Annotated in this window: 22 protein-coding genes, 3 tRNA genes and 2 pseudogenes (1 of these 27 cut by a window edge); 7 read left to right on the forward strand and 20 right to left on the reverse strand. The window is 36.1% G+C overall.

Annotation, left to right across the window (positions count from 1 at the left end):
- Positions 1 to 91 precede the first annotated feature (91 nt).
- Positions 92 to 373, forward strand: a complete 282-nt coding sequence (locus IGJ53_RS09395) for a hypothetical protein (RefSeq protein ID WP_010732831.1) — start codon at positions 92 to 94, stop codon at positions 371 to 373.
- Between the two features lie 69 nt (positions 374 to 442).
- On the opposite strand, the pseudogene IGJ53_RS09400 reads toward IGJ53_RS09395, so the two are convergent.
- Together IGJ53_RS09400 and IGJ53_RS09405 are read right to left on the reverse strand one after the other, a co-directional pair.
- A pseudogene (locus IGJ53_RS09400) lies at positions 443 to 764 on the reverse strand (hypothetical protein); the annotation flags it as partial.
- A pseudogene (locus IGJ53_RS09405) lies at positions 765 to 2,079 on the reverse strand (Y-family DNA polymerase); the annotation flags it as partial. It abuts the pseudogene before it with no gap.
- Between the two features lie 417 nt (positions 2,080 to 2,496).
- Here IGJ53_RS09405 and IGJ53_RS09410 point away from each other — a divergent pair.
- On the forward strand, positions 2,497 to 3,093 hold the full coding sequence (locus IGJ53_RS09410) for a hypothetical protein (protein ID WP_010732834.1): 597 nt from the start codon (positions 2,497 to 2,499) through the stop codon (positions 3,091 to 3,093).
- Positions 3,094 to 3,117: 24 nt separating this feature from the next.
- The gene (locus IGJ53_RS09415; RefSeq protein WP_010732835.1) at positions 3,118 to 3,585 is read left to right on the forward strand and encodes a hypothetical protein; all 468 of its coding nucleotides are present in this window, start codon (positions 3,118 to 3,120) and stop codon (positions 3,583 to 3,585) included.
- 308 nt (positions 3,586 to 3,893) lie between these two features.
- Here the strand turns inward: IGJ53_RS09415 and IGJ53_RS09420 are convergent, their stop codons facing one another.
- The 9 genes from IGJ53_RS09420 to ulaG all read right to left on the reverse strand — a co-directional run bounded on the left by IGJ53_RS09420 (position 3,894) and on the right by ulaG (position 10,859).
- A complete protein-coding gene (locus IGJ53_RS09420; RefSeq protein ID WP_002317041.1) occupies positions 3,894 to 4,232 on the reverse strand; it encodes an arsenic metallochaperone ArsD family protein in 339 nt (112 codons plus the stop codon).
- Positions 4,229 to 4,768 carry a hypothetical protein gene (locus tag IGJ53_RS09425; protein ID WP_010732836.1) on the reverse strand — a complete coding sequence of 180 codons (540 nt, stop codon included), beginning with the start codon at positions 4,766 to 4,768 and terminating at the stop codon, positions 4,229 to 4,231. Before IGJ53_RS09425 ends, IGJ53_RS09420 begins: the two co-directional genes overlap by 4 nt.
- A gap of 481 nt (positions 4,769 to 5,249) precedes the next feature.
- Positions 5,250 to 5,960, reverse strand: coding sequence for an L-ribulose-5-phosphate 4-epimerase AraD (gene araD / locus IGJ53_RS09430; protein WP_259742285.1), 711 nt, complete (start codon positions 5,958 to 5,960; stop codon positions 5,250 to 5,252).
- Complete coding sequence (locus IGJ53_RS09435) at positions 5,950 to 6,810, reverse strand: L-ribulose-5-phosphate 3-epimerase (protein ID WP_024636575.1); 861 nt, start codon at positions 6,808 to 6,810, stop codon at positions 5,950 to 5,952. Before IGJ53_RS09435 ends, araD begins: the two co-directional genes overlap by 11 nt.
- A 4-nt stretch (positions 6,811 to 6,814) precedes the next feature.
- Entirely contained in the window at positions 6,815 to 7,453 is a 639-nt protein-coding gene (locus IGJ53_RS09440) for a 3-keto-L-gulonate-6-phosphate decarboxylase UlaD (RefSeq protein WP_010732839.1), read from the reverse strand.
- Positions 7,454 to 7,467: 14 nt separating this feature from the next.
- A complete protein-coding gene (locus tag IGJ53_RS09445; protein WP_002292382.1) occupies positions 7,468 to 7,767 on the reverse strand; it encodes a PTS sugar transporter subunit IIB in 300 nt (99 codons plus the stop codon).
- Positions 7,768 to 7,808: 41 nt separating this feature from the next.
- On the reverse strand, positions 7,809 to 9,293 hold the full coding sequence (locus IGJ53_RS09450) for a PTS ascorbate transporter subunit IIC (RefSeq protein ID WP_010732840.1): 1,485 nt from the start codon (positions 9,291 to 9,293) through the stop codon (positions 7,809 to 7,811).
- 19 nt (positions 9,294 to 9,312) lie between these two features.
- A complete protein-coding gene (locus tag IGJ53_RS09455; protein ID WP_010732841.1) occupies positions 9,313 to 9,774 on the reverse strand; it encodes a PTS sugar transporter subunit IIA in 462 nt (153 codons plus the stop codon).
- Positions 9,775 to 9,791: 17 nt separating this feature from the next.
- Positions 9,792 to 10,859: an L-ascorbate 6-phosphate lactonase gene (gene ulaG / locus IGJ53_RS09460; protein WP_010732842.1), complete on the reverse strand. Its 1,068-nt coding sequence runs from the start codon at positions 10,857 to 10,859 to the stop codon at positions 9,792 to 9,794.
- Between the two features lie 217 nt (positions 10,860 to 11,076).
- Between ulaG and IGJ53_RS09465 the strand changes: the two genes are divergently transcribed.
- Positions 11,077 to 11,847, forward strand: a complete 771-nt coding sequence (locus IGJ53_RS09465; protein WP_002372906.1) for a DeoR/GlpR family DNA-binding transcription regulator — start codon at positions 11,077 to 11,079, stop codon at positions 11,845 to 11,847.
- Between the two features lie 106 nt (positions 11,848 to 11,953).
- Here the strand turns inward: IGJ53_RS09465 and IGJ53_RS09470 are convergent, their stop codons facing one another.
- Entirely contained in the window at positions 11,954 to 12,304 is a 351-nt protein-coding gene (locus tag IGJ53_RS09470; protein WP_010732843.1) for a hypothetical protein, read from the reverse strand.
- Positions 12,305 to 12,475: 171 nt separating this feature from the next.
- On the opposite strand from IGJ53_RS09470, the gene IGJ53_RS09475 reads away from it, so the two are divergent.
- The 3 genes from IGJ53_RS09475 to IGJ53_RS09485 all read left to right on the forward strand — a co-directional run bounded on the left by IGJ53_RS09475 (position 12,476) and on the right by IGJ53_RS09485 (position 16,193).
- Positions 12,476 to 13,246: a MurR/RpiR family transcriptional regulator gene (locus tag IGJ53_RS09475; RefSeq protein WP_010732844.1), complete on the forward strand. Its 771-nt coding sequence runs from the start codon at positions 12,476 to 12,478 to the stop codon at positions 13,244 to 13,246.
- 170 nt (positions 13,247 to 13,416) lie between these two features.
- Complete coding sequence (gene malX, locus IGJ53_RS09480) at positions 13,417 to 14,985, forward strand: maltose/glucose-specific PTS transporter subunit IIBC (protein ID WP_002329071.1); 1,569 nt, start codon at positions 13,417 to 13,419, stop codon at positions 14,983 to 14,985.
- 11 nt (positions 14,986 to 14,996) lie between these two features.
- Positions 14,997 to 16,193 (forward strand): MalY/PatB family protein, encoded by a 1,197-nt coding sequence (locus IGJ53_RS09485; RefSeq protein WP_042956918.1) that lies wholly within the window; start codon positions 14,997 to 14,999, stop codon positions 16,191 to 16,193.
- A 90-nt stretch (positions 16,194 to 16,283) separates the two neighbouring features.
- Here IGJ53_RS09485 and IGJ53_RS09490 read toward each other — a convergent pair whose 3' ends face one another.
- From IGJ53_RS09490 to IGJ53_RS09525, 8 genes are all read right to left on the reverse strand, one after another.
- Complete coding sequence (locus tag IGJ53_RS09490) at positions 16,284 to 17,111, reverse strand: helix-turn-helix transcriptional regulator (RefSeq protein ID WP_010732846.1); 828 nt, start codon at positions 17,109 to 17,111, stop codon at positions 16,284 to 16,286.
- Between the two features lie 131 nt (positions 17,112 to 17,242).
- A complete protein-coding gene (locus IGJ53_RS09495) occupies positions 17,243 to 17,752 on the reverse strand; it encodes a kinase (protein ID WP_010732847.1) in 510 nt (169 codons plus the stop codon).
- A gap of 94 nt (positions 17,753 to 17,846) precedes the next feature.
- On the reverse strand, positions 17,847 to 18,245 hold the full coding sequence (locus IGJ53_RS09500) for a cytidine deaminase family protein (RefSeq protein WP_002292397.1): 399 nt from the start codon (positions 18,243 to 18,245) through the stop codon (positions 17,847 to 17,849).
- 188 nt (positions 18,246 to 18,433) lie between these two features.
- The gene (locus IGJ53_RS09505; RefSeq protein WP_002309692.1) at positions 18,434 to 18,694 is read right to left on the reverse strand and encodes a hypothetical protein; all 261 of its coding nucleotides are present in this window, start codon (positions 18,692 to 18,694) and stop codon (positions 18,434 to 18,436) included.
- A 24-nt stretch (positions 18,695 to 18,718) separates the two neighbouring features.
- Positions 18,719 to 20,023, reverse strand: coding sequence for a PTS sugar transporter subunit IIC (locus IGJ53_RS09510; RefSeq protein WP_010732848.1), 1,305 nt, complete (start codon positions 20,021 to 20,023; stop codon positions 18,719 to 18,721).
- Between the two features lie 267 nt (positions 20,024 to 20,290).
- Positions 20,291 to 20,375 (reverse strand) — tRNA-Leu (locus IGJ53_RS09515).
- 15 nt (positions 20,376 to 20,390) lie between these two features.
- Positions 20,391 to 20,462, reverse strand: a tRNA-Gln gene (locus IGJ53_RS09520).
- A gap of 9 nt (positions 20,463 to 20,471) precedes the next feature.
- Positions 20,472 to 20,514: transfer RNA gene (locus IGJ53_RS09525), tRNA-His, on the reverse strand; it runs 30 nt beyond the window's last position.

Consider the following 20,514-nt stretch of genomic DNA (forward strand, 5'->3'; position numbering starts at 1 on the left):
ATTGGTAGTACCATTGTTATTTTTTACGTTACTTATTAGCATTTTTATAGCATATCGTGAAAAAACAAAAATATTATATTGAGGTGATTGGATGAGTAATATAGATTGGATTAAAGACGCATTGGAGTCCAAAAGTGATTTAAAAGTAATTATGAAGGGATCCGTCGAGAAAGCTGATTCGAAAAAAATTGGAGTAACCAGTATAGTGTTTGTTTCTAAAGATAAAGAAAAAACACAGCAAGTTTATCAAAAGTTAATAGAAAAAGAACCAGATAACTTTTTCATGATTTATGCAGTTAACCTAAATGAGATGTTAGAAAATAAATCACACTACCCATCTATTGCCATTTATCCTGAAGATTTGCAGATTTAAACACTCTAACCACAAGTCGATGACAGAAAATAGACTTGTGGTTATTTTAAAATATATCTGTTTCCCGCAAAACTCAATATGACTTATTTCATTATAATATACTTTGTGTGTACCTATATAGATCCCCAACCTATCACTTCCTAAAATCTTACCGATAGATAATATCTTCTGGATAATAACCCTCAACGACTCGCTCTTCTTTTTGGATACATACTGATCTATTTTTTATGACTGCAGCGTTCAATACTTCCACAATCTCTTCAGTCGTCATTTGTTCTTTTGCTAAGTTTTGATTGGCTCGCTGTTCATTATCCGCATCAATTTCTTCCGTGTGATCTGATAAATAGAATCCTGCCCACTTTAAACGTCCACGATCATTGTAATCAATCATTTTTAATCCCCCATTTCCGCTCGCATGACCACCAACAAGTGTGCTTCTAGTAATGCTTCTAGCGCAGTTTCTAACATCGAAGAAGCATGTACAATCGACGTAAAACCATATTTTTGCCGAATCTTGTCAATAATTTTATCTAAATTTTCTCCGTCAATTTGCTTTTGTGGATCACTAAATAAATCCAGATGAAGAGAATCTGTATAAATTAGCTTGCTGTAGGTGATTCCGACGTGGCGGACCTCTTGCCCCTCATAGTATTTGTTAAATAAGAACAAACAATAGTCTTGCAGCTCTCTTGTATTATCTGTGATAGGTATCTTCATCTGGTGTGAGAATCCTGGTCTGGTCTCTAAGATCGACGTACCAATGTTTAAATGGACACATCCTGTTTTACAATTATGCTGTCTGATACGAATGGCTACTTGTTCCGCCATTTCTTTTACGACTAGTTCAATCTCATTTTTCCTGGTGTAATCCCTAGGCAAAACTTGTGAATTACCATATGATTTTTCTTTAGTTGGCTCTGGCGGTATCGCTATATCTGTTCGATCGATCCCGTTAGCATGGAAGTACAGCTGTAAGCCAATCACACCTAAACGGCTCTTAATAGTGTATGGATTCCAATTAGCTAAGTCTTTAATACTCATGATACCCATTTGGTTGAGTCTTTTTTTCATTCGAGAGCCAATGCCCCAAAAGTCTGTCATTACAGGAATATTCCATACTTTTTCAGGAACGTTTTCGTACGTCCATTCCGCAACAAATCCTTCATTATGCTTTGCTTCATTGTCTAAGGCTAGTTTAGCCAAAAGAGGATTATCGCCGACACCTACTGTAGCAATCAATCCTAGCTCTTCTTTAATATTCTCCTGGATCATTTGAGCCAGCTTCTTTCTCCGTTGACTTCGTGTTCCTTCAGTCGTAAAAAGGTTCAGTGATCTGGTCACTTTTAGGATCGATTCATCGATCGAGTAAATCAATAAATCCTCGTCTGCTACATATTTTCTAAAGATATTGTTTACCTGCATGTTTCGCTTAATATAGAGATTCATGCGTGGTGAGACGACATGTAACGTTTTAGAAAATGGCTACGGTAGATCTCTTGGTCTACTGACATTAGAAATACCATATTTTTCTTTGCAGCTGGTGAAGAAGCTAAAATGAGTCCTTCTCCTGTATTGTCTGCTCGACTCATGACGATTAACTCAGTTGTTAATGGATCTAAATTTCTCTCTATACATTCAACGCTGGAATAAAATTTCATATCGATCAAAAAGTAATCATTTACTGGGTCTTTTGAATAATCCATCATAAATAACACTCCATTCTTTTTTACATTATACAAACGTGGGTTCGCTTTTGGTTATACGATCATAAACAAGTTTTTTGACTTATATCTGTTATTTTAGTCTTGATCCATAATTTTTTAAAATTTAGCTTGCTCCAGTGCACATCTATTACTTCAATTAAAAAAGCCTCTATTATTTCAGTTACTTTAACGGTAAATGCTCCCTCTTACACCAGGTTATTTATAGGAATGAATATCTATAATTTCAATAGCCTTCAACTTTTGTATTTCATTATACTATACCTCTTTATTTAATCGATTAAAGATATTGTTTGTTATACTAACTACAAAAATATTATTATCACATTAATATTTAATTTAATTTATGTAGTCTACATATTGTAAACGTTTACAAAAATATTAAATAGTGAGGATAAGGCAATGAATTTACGTGAAAAAAAGTTTACCAATATTAGAAAAATTTTTTTTAGAATTTCTATTTGTCTTTTCAGTGCTCTATTCGTGAGCATTAGTACTCAAAGTATTGTATATGGTGATCAAGTAGAGCATTCTAATGAAATCAATCTTGATACGACAATAATAAATAGAAAAGATTTACCTTCAAACATTCCTATAGATCAGGCTATAACAAACTTAAATAACGAAAAGTATGCTAAACTTGATAATAATAGTTTGCCTAAAGGTTTTACCGTTGTTTCAGGATATATAATTAGAATGAGCGGAACTACCTGTCAATTATATATTGCTTGGTCAGGTACAGATTCAATTAATATATGGCGTGCGAACAATATCCGAGTAACGAATTTAAGTTGGCTAAATCCATATACTTACTTTAATGTGAATAATTTTTACCAAGGAACAACTGCGGCTGCCACTGGAACTTGCTATGTTGGTACGATGAGCATTCCTACAAACGAGACCAAGGCAGAAGTCTCTGCTTCGAATTTACAGGCTTATTATCTTGCGTTTGGCTGGAGATCTGCTTTAATAAACAATGGTACCGTAGTAATAAATTGATAGCATTTTAGGAGGAAAGGAATATTGTTAGATACGGATTTTCTTTTTGAAAAGTATAAAGAAAAAATACACTGCGTGAAAAAAAGAAAAAAACCTCTAACTACACTGAAAGAAATGGTAGATGTAAAAGAGGCCCCTATTTCCAACGTTTATAAAGATCATCTTGAGATGTTAAAAATCAACGTAGTTAACTCGATTTATGTTCGAAAAGAAAAAACAATAGAATTTCACCTATTTTATGTAGAAAATAATTTAAAAAGCAAAATATATTATCAGTCATACGAAAAAAAACCGACGACACTCCCTAGATTACGTAAAGATACAATTTATATTATATTTGAAGAATCACTTGGGATTATGGAAACAAATTGCAGTTTATTAGCTATTGACTTTAGAATACAACAAGGCATCGAACAAGAACATTTAGATAATAGAGATATTTATTTTTTAGATTATGTTTCAAACTTTGAAAATCGATATCTCTTTGAATAATTCAAAATTACCAAGCTAAGCCTTGGATAATAACAAAAGAAGCACAGGTAAAATGTACCTTGCTTCTTTTGTTGATTTATAGGAGTTTTTAGTTTATGATCATCGCTAGCTTTAGACGGTGACGATGATTATAAAAATTCATCAGTACTTTTTTCAATATTTTTAATTTTGTAGGTGGAAAGATTTATTTCAAAGTACCTATTATGGCAAAATTAAAAAATACAGTTTTTAAACTGGGTGTCTAAATAAGGTATACCCTGTTGGACTAAATAAATGTCAAATTCCGTTCTCAACTGTGCATATTCATTCTATGTTCCATGTACCCCATTATCCTCCTGAATACTCATTCCAATGTTAGTTAATTTTTCTAATTCTTCTACGCTTAAATAAGCGCCATATTTTACAATTTCCTCATCAATGACAATAATCGGTAAACTTTTCAAATCTTTTGTCTGCAATAAGTTAAGAATTTTAGGGTTGCTAATAAAAGGCAAGATAGAGTCACTTAAAAAATATAAATTTGTTTCTATCTGTTTATTCTTAATCCGATTATAAAACTCTTTTAGCATCGTATCCTCATGTAATGATTGAAAAACGAAGAGTCCTTCATCATCACTTCTATTTAAGACATAGTAAGAAATTATCATTTTCCTATTGTCAATCCTCCCGCAGTGCAAGAGACTGATCCTACACCAAATGTATTATAAACTTGCATAGCTAATTTTACACTGTAATATTGTCTTTTCCCAGTAAATGTAAAATACATTCCTCCACCATAACCATAAGAATTAGCTAGATTTACTGTTTGAGTATATGATTTTGCACTACCTAAACTCAAGCGTGTAGAAATACGATACATCGCCGAATTGGGACTTGTTATAATATATTCTGTCTGCCCCTGCGTATTAGTAATTTTTTTAGTAGATGCGGTTAACCTCAATACATTTGCAGAAAATCGTGTTTTCGGATCTTGAGGCTCTATCTTTTGAGTGTAAAAAGTATCTTTATCACTAAATCCTTTGGATTTGAAGTAACTTTGTTCTTCTGGTGTTAATTGACTAAAAGTTTTTGCCATTTCACTTGTTTGTTCAACCATCGTGCTAGCTTTAACTATATTTCCAGAAGACCCAATACCAATAAAACCAAATAACAGAATAAAAAGTGCGCTAAATAATTTTTTCATAATAATCACTTCCTAATCCATTAAATTTTGAGAAAAACGCTTTCTCAATCTCGATTATACATCTCCTTTTAAAAATGCATACCGTTTTTTTTGAATATTCAGACTTTTATTTGTTTTTGATACAGGTTAGAGTATATTTAACTGTTAGTTGTCATTTTTCTGTTTAAATGGCATAAATTTTTAATTTTATTTAACACAGACTATAAATATTTAAGAACTAAGAAAATTACTCAAAATAATTGAGTGATTTTTTTAGTTCTTTTTTCAAAATAAAGTGTTCATAAAATCACTAATTTTTTTACAAATCATTTGAATTCTCCTCTTTTTCATTATAAAAATTTATTTTACTCATTTCACATCATTGTTATTCAACAAAATAAGGTTATCGATGATTTATTGGACACCAAAAAAGAGCTGTCCTCATCAACAGCTCCTTTAAAATTCTCTTATTTTTTTTCTTGACCTTATCAGTTGAAAACTTCTATTGCCCATAGTATGCATGCTTTCCGTGTTTTCGAAAATAATGTTTATCTAGCAAATATTGTGGGATTTCACATATATTTGGGTTAATCAACTCGTTTTCTTTAGCCATCAAACAAATTTCATCTAAAATCAGGCTATTTTCTACTGCTTCTATAGGTGAGTGTCCCCAAGTGAATGGTCCATGTCCATAGACAAGTACTCCAGGAACTTCGTTTGGCTCTAATTTTCTTTCCTTAAACGTCTCGACAATCACATTCCCTGTATGAACTTCGTAAGCTTCTTTTACTTCTTCTTTCGTCAATTGGCGTGTACAAGGAATCTTTCCATAAAAAGCATCAGCATGGGTCGTGCCATAAGCTGGCAAATCTCGGCCTGCTTGCGCCCACATGACAGAGTGAGTAGAATGAGTATGAGTAACAGCAGTTACATCTTCAAAAGCTTTGTGTAAAACAACATGGGTAGGCAGATCTGAAGATGGTTTCAAGCTGTCTTCTTCTATCATATTCCCTGACAAATCTGTTACAACCATTTGGTCTGCTTGCATGCGTTCATATCGGACACCGCTTGGCTTAATAACAATGACTCCTAGCTCACGGTCCACTTCACTCACATTGCCCCAAGTCAATTTGACTAATCCGTATCGCGGCAATGCCAGATTTGCTTCAAAGACACGTTGTTTCATTGCTGCAATTCTTTCTTCACAAGACATCATAGCCAGCCTCCTTCAATTTAGAACTTAAGTAGTCTTTTGCCTGCTGGATTTCTCTTCGAAAGTCTTGACTTTTTTCACTCCACATTTCGATCAGGAATGTTCCATCATAATCTAGACGTTTCAAATGTCTCAATAATCCAAGAAAGTCAACGCATCCGTTACCAAAAGGAACATCACGAAACTGGCCTGAATATTCTTTTGTTACAGGATACGTGTCTTTTAAGTGGATAGCAGTGATATAATCGATCCCTTTCTCAAGTTCTCGAGCCGGATTATTTTCCGGCCATGCGGACAAATTGCCTAGGTCTGGATATACTTGTAGAAAAGGGGAATGAATCTGTTCTTTGATTTCTAAAAATTTTGAAATGGAGTTCATAAATGGATCATCCATGATTTCCACGGAAAGAATGATGCCATATTTAGAAGCTTCCTTTACGCTTTCTTTTATTCCTTCGATAAAGTCTTCTCTGGAATTCATTGATTTCTCTTCATAATAAACATCGTATCCAGCTATTTGGATTACTTTGACGCTTAGATTATGCGCCAAATGGATTGCTTTTTTCATTAGTTGTTTCGCTGCTTTTTTCTTTTCTGGATCAGCAGAACCAAACGGAAATCGCCGATGCGCACTTAAACAAATCGAATGGATACGTACTCCAGAGCTAAACATCTCTTCTCTCAGCTCAGCTATCTTTTCTTCAGACCAATCTAATCGTGCTAACCGCTCATCCGTCTCATCAATCGACATCTCGATAAAATCGAAGTCCATTTCTTTTACAAGGGAAAAACGTTCTTTCCATGAAATATCTTTGGGTAATGCTTTTTCATAAATCCCAATTTGAGCCATTTCCTTACCCCCAGATACGAATGATCTCATCTTTGAAACATTGTGCAGCCTTCATTGGATCTTCTGCTGCTGTAATTCCCCGACCCGCGATAAAGGTATACACGTCGATTCCTTCAAACAATTGTAATGTGTTTGGATTTAATCCACCAGTTACAGAAACATTGAAGCCTAGTTCAATCAGTTTGCTGACCTTCGACAAATCTTTTCCACCCCAAGCTTCACCAGATAAGAGCGCATCACGGCTTTGGTGGTAGATTACCTGTCGGATTCCGATGTTATACCAATCCTTGGCTTGCTCAAAAGTCCAATTGCCATAGAGTTCTACTTGTAATTCGCCTATCTCTTTTTGTGCTGCCTTCATCGTTGGCATTGTTGCACAGCAAATGACTGTCATCCAATCTGCTCCTGCATTAGCCACATTTCTTGCTACTGTTCCTCCAGCATCTGCACATTTTGTATCAGCGACCAGTTTTTTGTCTGGAAATATACTGTGAATACAGCGAATCGCTTTTTGTCCTTCCTGTAAGCAAAGGATCGTTCCCACTTCAATAATATCTACTACATCACCGACTTTCATAACATCGCCTAATGCATGTTCTAAATCATTGTGATCTAACGCAATTTGTAGATTCGGCCTGCTCATCTTGGTTCCTTCTTTCACTTGTTTTTTTGATACCATGTTGTTTCAGCAAATTTTTCACTGATTTCTTTGGCGGACATCACATTTTTGATACCGATAACTGTAACGCCTTTTTTCTCTGCCTGAGTAAACATATTCAAAAAATTGACTGGTGTAAAAACGACATCATATTGACTCGCTGAGCTTTTTCCCTCTGAAATAGCACAATGATGAATCTTGGTAATTGGTATATTTAGTTCTTTCATTGCTTTTTCTACACTTCTCATCATCATCAAGCTGGTTCCTGATCCATTTGCACACGATACTAAAATTCTCATCCTAATCCCTCCATTATGAGTGTTGTCTAATCAGATTTCTTTTATGCTTTCTGCTTTTCTGCATATTTTTCATAATCTTCTACAATCAAGAAATACCCTTCAGGATTTTTCCGATATTGTAACTGCGGAATAGCCAATAGACCAATGACGACTACGGCGATTCCAGCATAACCTAGGACTTTCATGACTACTGTAAATAATGGCCAAGCTGTCGCCCAATCGAACATCCCAATATAACCACCGTATGTTGACATCCCGATCCATGTAGCGAATAATGCTGAACCGCCTACTTGTATGATTCCAGAAAGAAATGGGAATAGACAGGCAGCTTTGAATCCACCTCGGTTATTGGCATAAACTGCTATAACAGCATTATCAAAGAACAATGGAATGAAACCGGCTATGACGATCGTTGGTGATTTCAATAAAATCAGTAAACCAATCATCAAAAACTGGCCCAAAGCACCAAACAAAAATCCAATCGTTACCGCATTTGGCGAACCAAAGCCAAAAGTAGCGGCTACATCGATTCCTGGAACAGCTCCTGGTAAAATCGTGTTTGAGATTCCTTGAAAAGATTGAGTTAGTTCATCGACGAAAGTCCGAACACCTAATTGCAAGATTGCCAGATATACCGCAAAATTCAAGGAAGTCGTCATAATGTAGAATAAGAAACTCTGCCCCTCTTGCATGAATTGTGCTTGAATCAAATAATCTTTGCCTAGTACAATCAGAATGATCCCAAAGAAAAATAGCATGAGCAACGAAGTAGCAACCATATTCTCATTAAATATCGACAGGAATCCTGGTAATTTGATATCTTCGATTTTCTTGTCTTGCTTGATCGATCGATTTTTCTTTTCATCCCGCTTTTTCATCCATTCAGCTAGTTTAGCAAAAATAAAGATTCCGAACATTTGCTGATGTGCCACCGCAAATCCGGCACCTTCTGTCAATTCCTGCGTGATCCCTACTGTTAAGTTAGAAGCTACTGCCCAATAACACCCTAAAATCAATCCCATAAATATCAATACTTGTATCCTGCCTAGATCAGGAAAGCAAAACAGTAAAATCCAAAAAGCGGTAGCTGCTTGCTGGACCTGAACATTTCCGGTAGTGAAAACGGATCGCAGTTTCGTATATTTCTGAAAACGGACTAATAAAATATTTAAAACAAATGCAATCAGTAATAAAATCATCACATCTCCAAAGGTACGGCCAAATGTCTCCATTAATCCAGCATCCACAGCATTTTGTCCAAAATAAGGATCTGTAACCATAGCATCCAAATTAAACCGTTCTTTCAGACCAACCAAGATTGGCCGAAAATTGTTGACCAAACCACCAGAGCCAACAGTCAAAATAAAGTAACCAACCGTTGCCTTTAAGAATCCAGCGATGCATTCATGAAGCGGGCGTTTCAGCAAAATATAGCCTAATAACACGATAAAACCAATCAGGTACGCTGGCTGCGTCAAGATATTTGTTACAAAATACGTCCAAATGCTTAACAAAAATTCCCCCATCTTTTTTCTCCTCTATCAATTAATTATATTCCGCCATCACAACTTGGTAATCATCGATGGAGTTCGTAGAGATGAGACGCTCAACCAATCCATCTGTCATTAATAATTCGGATAATTTTTGGATATTTTCTAGGTGTTCTTCTGGATTTTTTGCTGCGAGTGAAAAAAACAAACTGGCCGTTTTCTCCTCATTCTCATCTTCACTTTCAAAACGGACTGGCTGCTTCAACTTGGTAAATGAAATAGCCGTTCCAAAAACTCCCTCACTTTTTTCTGAAGAATGTGGCATGGCTACTTGAGGTGCAATCACAATATAAGGTCCATATTTTTCTACACAATGAATGATTTCTTCAACATACGTTTGATCAATGATTTTCTTATCAATCAATACACGACAGCTTTCGGCGATAGCTTCACGCCAATCCGTGATTTCTTTATCTGGGTAATGAATCAATTGATGGTCAAAAAAGTATTTCAGCAAGAAACTTCCCTTCTTTCTTATAAAAACGACGGAAACGGTGTATCATTTTCAATCGAGAAGACATCTTCAAATCCGCGATAAAAATTAAACTCAAGATCATCTTTGTTTGTCGGATAGATGAATTTCCCACCTACTTGCCAGATATAAGGTTTAAACCCATACTGTAAGCGATCCTTTTTGAATTTCCAAATTTCAGTAATCTCTTTAGGATCAGCCATAAAATTAGACCAAATATCGTAGTGGACAGGAATCACTACTTTTGCGTTCAATGACTCCGCCATGCGAAGCATATCAACAGAAGTAACTTTGTCTGTTATCCCTCGTGGGTTTTCACCGTAGGCTCCTAAGCAGACATCGATTTTGTGGTCATTGCCATGTTTGGCAAATAAATTGGAATAATGTGAATCTCCTGCGTGATAAAGATTACCTCCTGATGTTTCGAATAAATAATTTACTGCTATTTGATCCATCTCCTGAGGCATTTTTCCTTTCAATACTTCTTCCGGATCTTCACAAGTAACCAACGCTGTCCGATCAAACGCTTCTAAAGCTACTACATTGATATCTTTGATTTTGACCGCATCACCTGGTTTCACGATAATCGTTTTTTCTTCAGGGATCCCCCATTTTTGCCACGTGCGAACCACTTCTTTTGGTCCAATGAATATTGCTTCAGGACAATTTTGATGAACGGCTGCAGCTGTGTGGATATCTAGATGATCGGAATGGATGTGTGTGACGATTAAAGCGTCTACATTTTTTATTTCAAAAGGATCGATTACGAAAGGCTGAGTCCGTAAGTTAGGCTGCATATTTTGAACACCGCTCATACGCATCATCTGATGCCCTTTTTTCATCATGCCATTTCCATGACTGCGTTTTCCCGTTCCACACCATAGATCACATAAGATATTCGTTCCTTCATGACTTTTCAGCCAAATGCCCGTACAGCCTAGCCACCACATAGCAAAAGTGCCAGGATGCACTACTTCTGATTCGATTTCCTCGTTCAAATACGTACCCCATTCTGGAAATGTTTCTAATAGCCACTTTTCTTTTGTCACTTCATTCACCGTTTTGCTCATTTGCTTGCTCCCCCCATATCATTCTTACGACTTACAAGTAAATCTTAATGCGTAACCGCATGCGTGAAAACCCTTTTATATGACTGTTTGTCTTTTATATGATTTTCTTTTAAAGATTAATGATCGTTTCAGTATAATAAAGACAGATATGAATATTTAAATGAACAACTAATCAAATAAATCCATGGATCAAGATGTCCTTCAGGAGGCAACAGTCATGAAAAACTCACTTGTCAATATTGAAAAACGGCAAAAAGATATTTTGGAACTACTTCAGCAAACCGAACAATTGTCAACTTTTGAATTAGCTGAATCTCTGGATGTATCTATTAGTACGATACGCAGAGATTTAAATTTATTAGAAGAAAAAAACGAGATCATCCGCAATTACGGTTATTGTTCTTATAATTACAAAAACCAGACTGATTTTGATCAATCTGGTCCTGAAAGGATTAAACAAGCGATTGCCAGAGAAGCTAGTAAATACATTAGCGATTATGATACATTGTTTATTAATTCTAGCTCGACTGCATTAAAAACACTGGATTTTCTTCAATCTAACCATTTGACAGTCGTTACAAACAACGTAAAAATCAACTATTCTCCTCACAAAGATAATTGCAGTTATATTTTAACTGGCGGAGAGATGCGCTTTCCAAAAGAAGCGCTGGTGGGCGATATCGCATTAAATACGATTTCTTCGATCAATGCAGATATTTGTATCATTGGTTGCAGCGGAGTCGATGTCGCACATGGGGTCACAACGAAAATATTGAATGAATCAACAATCAACGAAATGATGATCAACCAGACAATCAAATGTAAGATTCTAGTTGCTGATCATCGAAAAATCGGACTGACATCAAAGTTCAAGATTGCTGATATTTCAGTCTTTGATTATTTGATCACTGATAAATTTTGCTCTGAAAAAGTATTAGACGAAATCAAGAATACGGGGACAAAAATCATCCAAGTAGATTCATTTTAAGAATTATGTTTGTTTGCGTAAAAAACTCTGCTACATTCAAAATTACCATTTGAACATAGCAGAGACTTCTTAAAACGCTAAAATGGAGGAACAATCAAAATTTGATTTAATCATCCATTTTACTAACTATTTTCTCCACATCCAAAGTTCCATATTCTTCCTTAGATATTACGAAAACAGGGGTTTCAGGGAACTGACTTTCTATTTTATCTTTTGCGTATCCAAGTAAAGGAGTGAGCAATAAGATGTCTGCTCTCTTTGCTTCTTTGTCTATTTGGCTAGAATCATAGACTTTGACTGACACATTTTTTTGCTCTTTTTGAAAGAAATGTGTCAATTTTCTTTCTAAACGTTGCGTTTGCAAAAGTCCATCAGAAGAAATCAAACTGAATGTCATATCGAAAAGAAAGATCTTCTTTGGACTTTGTTCAGCAATCTTGGGCTTGTTAAGATTCATTGGTTACCTTCCTCTCTTTTGTCTTTAGATCATCCCAGTATTTTAACTAACTTTTATTATATATACATTTTTATGAAAGCGCTATATAATAAGTTAGATTATTATCTAAACTCAACAGAGATATTTGTTTACGAATGCCATTTTTGTTAAATATTGAAAGGAGTACCGTCCATGTTAAGCAATAGTTTGATTGCTTTACTAGAAAAGAAGCGTTCCTCGTTAAGTAAAATCGAAAATGAAATATTGGATTATATATTCCTCCATTTATCCGATATTGGAACGAAAACGATTTATGAAGTATCTGATGATTTATTTGTCTCAACTGCTACTATCTCCCGAACGGCTAAACATTTAGGCTATCAAGGTTTTAAAGAGTTGAAATACGCCATTGATCAATCCATTCATGTAGAGGAACAGGAAGGAAATAGCCAAAGCTTTCAAACAATCACGAACCAGATCACTTCAAATGTCACAGAAACGTTCCATCAAATGAGCGAAGAAAAGGCCAAACAAATGATGACATTGATCCATCAATCGAATACTATTGAAGTTTTTGGATTAGGAGGAAGCTTCCCTATTTGTACAGATTTTGCTCGAAAACTGACTTTTTTAGGAAAAAAAGCATTTGCTCGTTCAGATTGGGATGAACAAGAAGCAGCTGTAAGTAATTTAAATCATGAAGACTTAGCTATTTTCGTCAGTTTCACAGGAGAAACAAAAGGTATCCTCTCCTATGCCCAGATTGCTCAAAGACAACAAGTCCCTATCATCAGCATTATTTCAACCAAGGGAAGTAACTTGGAAAAATTATCGACGATTTCCTTATATGCAAAGGGAACGACTCGCTATCACCACAGTGTCGATTTAAGTTCAAGAATTTCTGTCATTTGTTTATTTGATACAGTACTCTTGATGTATGCAGACCAAATGAAAAACAATTAGCTATAATTTGTTGCTATTTCTAGTGAAACTGCTTACTCAATCATGTATGAGGATACAGAATATCTGTCTCCTCTTTTTTATTTCCTTTAGTTAGCTATAATAAACCTGTCAATGAAAACGCAATCATTTTTTTGAAGATCTTAAAACTACTAAGAGATGGAGGAAGAAAAATGGATACAAAGAAAAAGAAATCAACCTTTTGGGAGTTCTTTCAAGGGTTGGGAAAGACTTTTATGTTGCCAGTTGCTTTGTTGGCTTTCATGGGTATTCTTTTAGGGTTAGGTAGTTCATTTTCCAGTGAATCAATGATTCAGACTTTACCGTTTTTAGGATATCCAGCAGTCAAAGCAGTGTTCCAATTCATGTCTGCTATTGGCGGTTTTGCCTTTACCTACTTACCAGTCATGTTTGCCATGGCCATTCCATTAGGATTAGTTCGTAAGGAAAAAGGTGTGGCCGCTTTCTCTGGATTCGTCGGTTACACTGTCATGAATTTAGCCATCAACTTTTACTTAGTCCTGACAAATCGTTTAGTTGATGCCGACCACTTGCGAGAAGCTGGACAAGGAATGGTTTTTGGTATCCAGACGATCGAAATGGGTGTTCTTGGAGGGATCATTGCTGGAATCATCGTTTATAAGTTGCATAACAGGTTTTATACTGTTCAGTTACCAGATAGTTTCGCCTTCTTCTCAGGGGCTCGTTTTGTACCGATTATCACTTCTCTAGTTTTAGGGTTTGTTGGTTTGATCATCCCCTTGATTTGGCCTTTATTCGCTATGGTCATTATGGCTATCGGCCAGCTAATCCAACGTTCAGGAATATTTGGTCCCTTCTTATTCGGCTCAGGGGAACGACTGCTTCTTCCATTCGGGCTTCATCATATTCTAGTTTCGATGATACGCTTTACTGAAGCTGGTGGTTCGGCGATCATTGATGGGAAAGAAGTATTTGGTGCACTGAATATCTTTTATGCAGAATTGCAAAACAATTTGCCTATTTCGCCAAGTGCAACTGCCTTTTTATCACAGGGAAAAATGCCTACATTTATTTTTGGACTGCCTGCAGCAGCATTAGCTATGTATCGTACCGCAGCACCACAAAATCGACATAAAATCAAAGGATTATTGATTTCAGGTGTGATTGCGACAGCTGTGACCGGAATCACAGAACCAATCGAATTTTTATTTTTATTCATTAGTCCGCTATTATGGCTCTTCCATGTCGTCATGACTGGTCTAGGTTTTATGGTCATGGCATTATTAGGTGTAGTAATCGGGAATACAGATGGTGGAATCTTAGATTTTGTGATTTTTGGTCTACTCCAAGGTAATGACACAAAATGGTGGTGGGTATTAATAATCGGTGCTTTGTGGTTCGGTATTTACTATATTGTCTTCAAAACAGTAATCATAAAATTGGATTTAAAAACACCTGGGCGTGACAAGACAGTGGATGAAACAGAATATACCGATCAAGAAGTGAACTTTCATAAAACAGGCGGATACGATGCAAAAGGAATTTTAGCAGCACTTGGCGGTCAAGAAAACATCCAATCTTTAGATAATTGTATTACACGTTTACGTTTAGTTTTAGCAGATGCAGATATCGTAGATGATGAAAAGTTAAAACAACTAGGAGCATTAGGTGTGGTCCATCTCGATCATCAAAACGTCCAAGTGATTATCGGAACAAAAGTCACAACTGTTCGCAATCAGCTTGATACGATTTTAGGATAAAAAGATAGAAGGTGAAATTTGTGACATTTGATACCGCTATAAATAGAAAAGGAACGTACTGTACACAGTGGGACTACGTTGAAGACCGATTTGGAGAAGCTGATTTACTCCCTTTTACGATTTCTGATACAGATTTTATGGTCCCCGAAGAAGTACTTGACACTTTGAAAGAAAGAATGAACCATCCAGTATTTGGCTATACCCGCTGGAATCATCATGAATTAAAAGAAGCAATTAAACAGTGGTATCAATCCCGTTTTGACACACTACTGGAAGAAGAATGGATCATGTACACGCCAACAGTTATCTATGCAGTATCTACCCTTATTCAAATGCTTACTAAAAAAGGGGAAGGAGTGGTTTTACAAACGCCAGCTTATGATGCTTTTTTTAAAGTCATCCAAGACAATGACCGACTTCTAGTCGAGAATCCTTTGATCTATGAAGAAAGTCAATACCGGATCGATTTTACGGATTTAGAAGAGAAATTAGCCATGCCAGAAAACAAAGTACTACTTCTCTGCTCTCCCCACAATCCAACCGGAAGAGTATGGAAACAATGGGAATTAGAAAAAATCGTGGCTTTGTGCCGTCAATATTCTATATTTTTATTATCTGATGAGATACACATGGACATTTTAGGACGAGGACAAAGGCATATACCTATCACACGCTTCAATTATGAACAAGTGGCGATTGTCACCAGCGGTACAAAAACATTTAACTTCCCTGGATTGACATTTGCCTATGCGTTGATACCGAATCTTGGATTACGTGAGCATTTTCAAAGGAAGTTAAAAAATGCGGATGGCTTATCTTCTACCAATATTTTCGGTATGTTAGCGACAATGAGTGCCTATCGGTATTGCAGTCATTGGGTAGATGAACTGAATCATTATCTTGAAAGCAATCAGCGGTATGTAAAAGCATTTATCCAGGAAAAACTGCCAGATGTAAAAGTCGTCGATCTTGAAGCAACCTATTTGATGTGGCTGGATATATCCAAAGCTGTATCAGATATCCCTCTTTTAAGAGAGAAGCTGATTTCTGTAGGTAAAGTGGCGATTATGGATGGATCGATTTATGGCGGAAACGGTCATCAATTTTTACGATTGAATATCGGCTGTCCGAAATCGAAATTAGTAGATGGACTAGATCGTATGTTGAAAAGTTTTGAAGCGGCGGCTGCAATCGAAATTAAGCCATAATAAAAGAGAGGTGACAAAAGTTTTTGTCACCTCTCTTTTTTTTTCGAATCAACGGTGTTCTTAAAGTTATACACTTCTGTCATGACCTCTTTATTTAAGGTCGTTTTCGATCACTTTCACCGCGTGATCATTCCCGTTGAAACATGCTACTTTTTTGGCATCCATATATCTTTCTAAATAATCGTCTTCTCCTAGTTGCTTATGGCAAAAAGCAATTTCATAAAGCAAGTATTCCAATGAATGGGTCGATTTATGTTTCTTATTGTATTCAATCCCCTTCTCGCACAACTGGATTGCTTTTTCATAGTTCTCGATTTTGCTGTAATAGGTGGCGATATTATAATATACGGCACAGACCATCAGATTATCAAAATCAGTATCATTCAAGATTTTAAGCGTACGTTCCACATACACTTTTGCAAAGTCTAATTCTCCTTTTGCCAAATAGATCATTGCCACATTTGCAGCTGCTTGTAAGTGATGGATATCTGTTTCGGTCGTTTGTTCCAACACTTGATTGAAATAAAACAATGCTGCATCTTCTTTTTTTGCATAAAGATGATCAAGCAGTCCTTGATAAAACAAGATTTGGTTTAAAAGATCAGAATTGCTTACTTTTTTCTGATCAATCTTTTGTAAAATTTCATAAGATTCTTTGTACTTCGATACAGCATTCAACGATTGAATCTCACTTAATTTTTTTCGGATCTTGTCTTCTTCTGTTTCCACTAATATATCGGAGATCTCGACATTCAACTTTTTGCAAAGCGCACTTAGGATGTTGATACCTGGTGACATATTCTTGTTTTCGATATTGCTGACAGTTGCCTGTTCGCAAATACCTTCTGCTAATTGTACTTGTGTTAACCCCTTTTTCTTTCGGTATTCTTTCAGTAATGCTCCATCTACTTTTATCAAAACAATTTCCTTCCCTTTAAAAAATTATTTCTCCTTTATATCATACACAAAAAAAAGTTCTAAACAACCATAATTGTTTAGAACAGAATAAAAATTTTAATTTTTATCACCAATTATTTCTTGATAAAAAATCAACTGACTACCTGCAGATCAATCTCCTGAAGTATTTTCTCTATCATTTCTTGTTGACTTAATTCGGCAGTCAGTATCTTCTCATTAGGCAATCCAAGTATGTCATGCTCCAACCACCAATCCGCCATTTGTTCTGCACCAAATTCTTTTGACACCTTTCTCTGGCTGTGACGTCTCAGCGTTTCTTCAAAAGAAAGATCGTAATAATAAGCAAATACATTTCCTTGAAAGCTCTCATACAGGTCCATAAGTATCGCTTTGTAGATTTTTGTGCTCATGATCCCCTCAACAAGGACTAAATCAAATCTGTCTTTTCCAAATTCTGCCAACTGACGGATCAAATCTGGTGTAGGATTTCCTACTTTATCTTTGACATTCAACATTCCTCTTCTCACTTCATCTTGAGAGATTCGCATCACCTTCCCCATAGGAAAATGATTTTGAATAGCTTTAGCTGTCGTTGTTTTCCCACTTGCTGAATTTCCTCTTAATATGACTAGCTTCCCCATGACACTGCATCTCCTTGTATACCGATAATCATTCATCCAACATCATTAAACCTTCTGTTAATTGAAAATAAAAAGAGAATCTGTTTGTATAAAATCATTCTGATCTGTGGTAAGCATATGGAATGAGATCCGTAATTTTAATTTTTTTAGCCCCCTCTTCTGTTGAGACAATGATCTCACAATCAGGTGCATACTCCAATATAAACTGTCGGCAATTCCCACATGGAGAATAGATCATGTCAGAATGATCTCCACCCACAGCTACGATACACTCAAAATCACGTTCACCACGACTGATTGCTGTCCCTAACGCAATAATTTCTGCACATGCCCCATGATTCGAATAAACATTCACACCAGTATACACATTACCGTTTGTGCAACGTACTGCAGCTCCTACTGTATGATTGAAAGACACCAAATCAATATTTGATTTAATGACTTCGGTTGCAGCATCCACTAATTCTAAATCCATTGTTGATAAATCGCTCATTTTTATCTCCTTCTTTCTGCCAAATCGGTTAAAGCAATCATAATCTTTATATAAAAAAACATCAATGGCAGAACGGAAAGAAAAGAAACGACTCAGTTAGTATGGAGTATGTTCTATTGTTCTTGATACAATGGTAAAAAAGCAAGCTTGCATTTACAAGCCTGCTTTTGGAACATTTAAAGCTTCGATTAAAGCTTCGATGTGACAAACCACCTATGCTGCTCGATCATAAAATTGATAGCAAAAATTCCACAAAGTATATATGTACCCCATGATAATAAAACATTCATCTGCGGTAAAATGATCTTTGGAAGAATCACAATCAAAAATGATGCCAGTGCCCAAACCCACCGATTGATGTGAACGTGACGCATAGCCAGCATATTCAACATAAGTTGGCTTATCGTTAATAAAAAGATAAAAACAAAAAATAAAATCAGCCAATACATTGTTTTCCACCTCTGAAATCAGACTTAAGCAGTTTGTATTTCGTTATCTCCACTATTATTTTGTTCATCTGACAACATCTTTTTATCATAAGCTTTTACAAATGGATAATAGATGATAAATGCTATCAGCGTGTTGATCACGATCAAAACAACCACACGCCAGTCATTTCCTGCTGAGAGATAGCCGCCGATTGGTGCTGGTAATGTCCATGTTGGCAGCACAGTAAATCCATTGACCATTTCTAATTTGACTGCAAAATAGCTGACAATAGTCAAAACTAAAGGAACTAAGTTGAATGGAATGAACATGTAAGGATTCAACATCATAGGAGCTCCAAAAATCATAGGCTCATTGATATTGAAGATACCAGGAATAATGGAAAAACGACCAACTTCTTTTAAGAATTTTGATTTACAAAAGAATAAAAACAAAACTGATACCACAATCGTGGCTCCTGCACCGCCAATCGTAACTGTCCATTGATAAAACTGTTCAGGAGCGATATAAGGCAATTTGGTAGCAACTGTACCATCTGCTAACGCCTTCGCATTCTCATCCAACATAATCAGCCACATTGGACGAACAACAGCTCCTACGATACTCATGCCATGAATCCCAAATGACCACAACAAATGGATCAAAAACATTGGTAATAAAACACCAAGCAGATTATTCCCTAAAATATTGGTTAAAGGCTCGAATAACGATAATAAGGCAGCGTTTACATCAAAGCCCGCGACGCTTCGAATCAACCAAGTCGTTGTTAAAATCACTGCACCAGGAATCAATGCCTCAAAACTACGGGCAACAGCAGGTGGTACTTGTTCTGGCATTTTGATAGTAATATTACGCTTTTTAAAGAAACGATACACTTCCACTGCAAAAATCATGGATAGGATTCCGGCAAACATCCCAGATGCTCCTAAAGAACTCATCGGTAAGACCCAGCCAAGAGGTGCCTCTTCAGGAGTTAAAACGTTTACAGGAACTTGTAACATAAAGAACGTCCCTAGTGATAATATACCACCTGTCACACTATCCAACCCATATGATTTAGCTAGATCCGAACCCATAACAAAAGTTGCGTAAATAGCCATTAATCCCATCGTAATCCTGAAAGGTAAAACGATCGTTGCCGAATAAGGGGCAATAAATTCATTCCACCCAGGAAACGGTAAATTGATGAAAACCATAAAAAATGTACCAATCAAAATCAATGACAGTGTTGAAACAACCCCATTACGAATTGCCAATAAATGTCGCTGTGTACCAATTTTTGCCATTGGTGGGACAAGTTTTTCCTCAACCCATTTCATCAGCTTTTCCACTAAAACCACTCCTTTTCAATAAAATAGAAACCATTCACTGCATGATGAAGCAAAGAATGTTCATAATCAATTATATAATTATGAAATTTTATTTCAATATATTTTAGTAGAAAATATTATTATTTTTTAATACAGGTTCTTTTTTCTATACAAAAAAATTTTTCAAACCTAATAAACTTTACTGTTCCTATACTGATCTATGGGTTTATAAAATAGTATTTAAATAAAATAAAAAACCTTGAAATTTAATTTCAAGGTTTTTCGTAATACCGGCGGCCGGGGTCGAACCGGCACGTCCTCAACGGACACTGGATTTTGAGTCCAGCGCGTCTGCCAATTCCGCCACGCCGGCAAATTAAAAGAATAACTGGGGTAGCTGGATTCGAACCAACGCATGAGGGAGTCAAAGTCCCTTGCCTTACCGCTTGGCTATACCCCAAGAATAAAGGGCGAATGATGGGAATCGAACCCACGAATGCCGGAGCCACAAT

The organism is Enterococcus sp. DIV1283b (genome assembly GCF_051710965.1).
Taxonomy (GTDB): Bacteria; Bacillota; Bacilli; order Lactobacillales; family Enterococcaceae; genus Enterococcus_B; species Enterococcus_B lactis.

Coding starts and splice junctions, on each gene's coding strand:
- IGJ53_RS09445 (WP_002292382.1), bottom strand. CDS start 7,767: ATGAGAATTTTAGTATCGTGTGCAAATGGATCAGGAACCAGCTTGATG.
- IGJ53_RS09500 (WP_002292397.1), bottom strand. CDS start 18,245: ATGAGCGATTTATCAACAATGGATTTAGAATTAGTGGATGCTGCAACC.
- IGJ53_RS09420 (WP_002317041.1), bottom strand. CDS start 4,232: ATGATAATTTCTTACTATGTCTTAAATAGAAGTGATGATGAAGGACTC.
- IGJ53_RS09440 (WP_010732839.1), bottom strand. CDS start 7,453: ATGAGCAGGCCGAATCTACAAATTGCGTTAGATCACAATGATTTAGAA.
- IGJ53_RS09505 (WP_002309692.1), bottom strand. CDS start 18,694: ATGTATTGGCTGATTTTATTTTTTGTTTTTATCTTTTTATTAACGATA.
- IGJ53_RS09495 (WP_010732847.1), bottom strand. CDS start 17,752: ATGGGGAAGCTAGTCATATTAAGAGGAAATTCAGCAAGTGGGAAAACA.
- IGJ53_RS09395 (WP_010732831.1), top strand. CDS start 92: ATGAGTAATATAGATTGGATTAAAGACGCATTGGAGTCCAAAAGTGAT.
- IGJ53_RS09410 (WP_010732834.1), top strand. CDS start 2,497: ATGAATTTACGTGAAAAAAAGTTTACCAATATTAGAAAAATTTTTTTT.
- araD (WP_259742285.1), bottom strand. CDS start 5,960: ATGTCTTGTGAAGAAAGAATTGCAGCAATGAAACAACGTGTCTTTGAA.
- ulaG (WP_010732842.1), bottom strand. CDS start 10,859: ATGAGCAAAACGGTGAATGAAGTGACAAAAGAAAAGTGGCTATTAGAA.
- malX (WP_002329071.1), top strand. CDS start 13,417: ATGGATACAAAGAAAAAGAAATCAACCTTTTGGGAGTTCTTTCAAGGG.
- IGJ53_RS09435 (WP_024636575.1), bottom strand. CDS start 6,810: ATGGCTCAAATTGGGATTTATGAAAAAGCATTACCCAAAGATATTTCA.
- IGJ53_RS09450 (WP_010732840.1), bottom strand. CDS start 9,293: ATGGGGGAATTTTTGTTAAGCATTTGGACGTATTTTGTAACAAATATC.
- IGJ53_RS09475 (WP_010732844.1), top strand. CDS start 12,476: ATGTTAAGCAATAGTTTGATTGCTTTACTAGAAAAGAAGCGTTCCTCG.
- IGJ53_RS09425 (WP_010732836.1), bottom strand. CDS start 4,768: ATGAAAAAATTATTTAGCGCACTTTTTATTCTGTTATTTGGTTTTATT.
- IGJ53_RS09470 (WP_010732843.1), bottom strand. CDS start 12,304: ATGAATCTTAACAAGCCCAAGATTGCTGAACAAAGTCCAAAGAAGATC.
- IGJ53_RS09465 (WP_002372906.1), top strand. CDS start 11,077: ATGAAAAACTCACTTGTCAATATTGAAAAACGGCAAAAAGATATTTTG.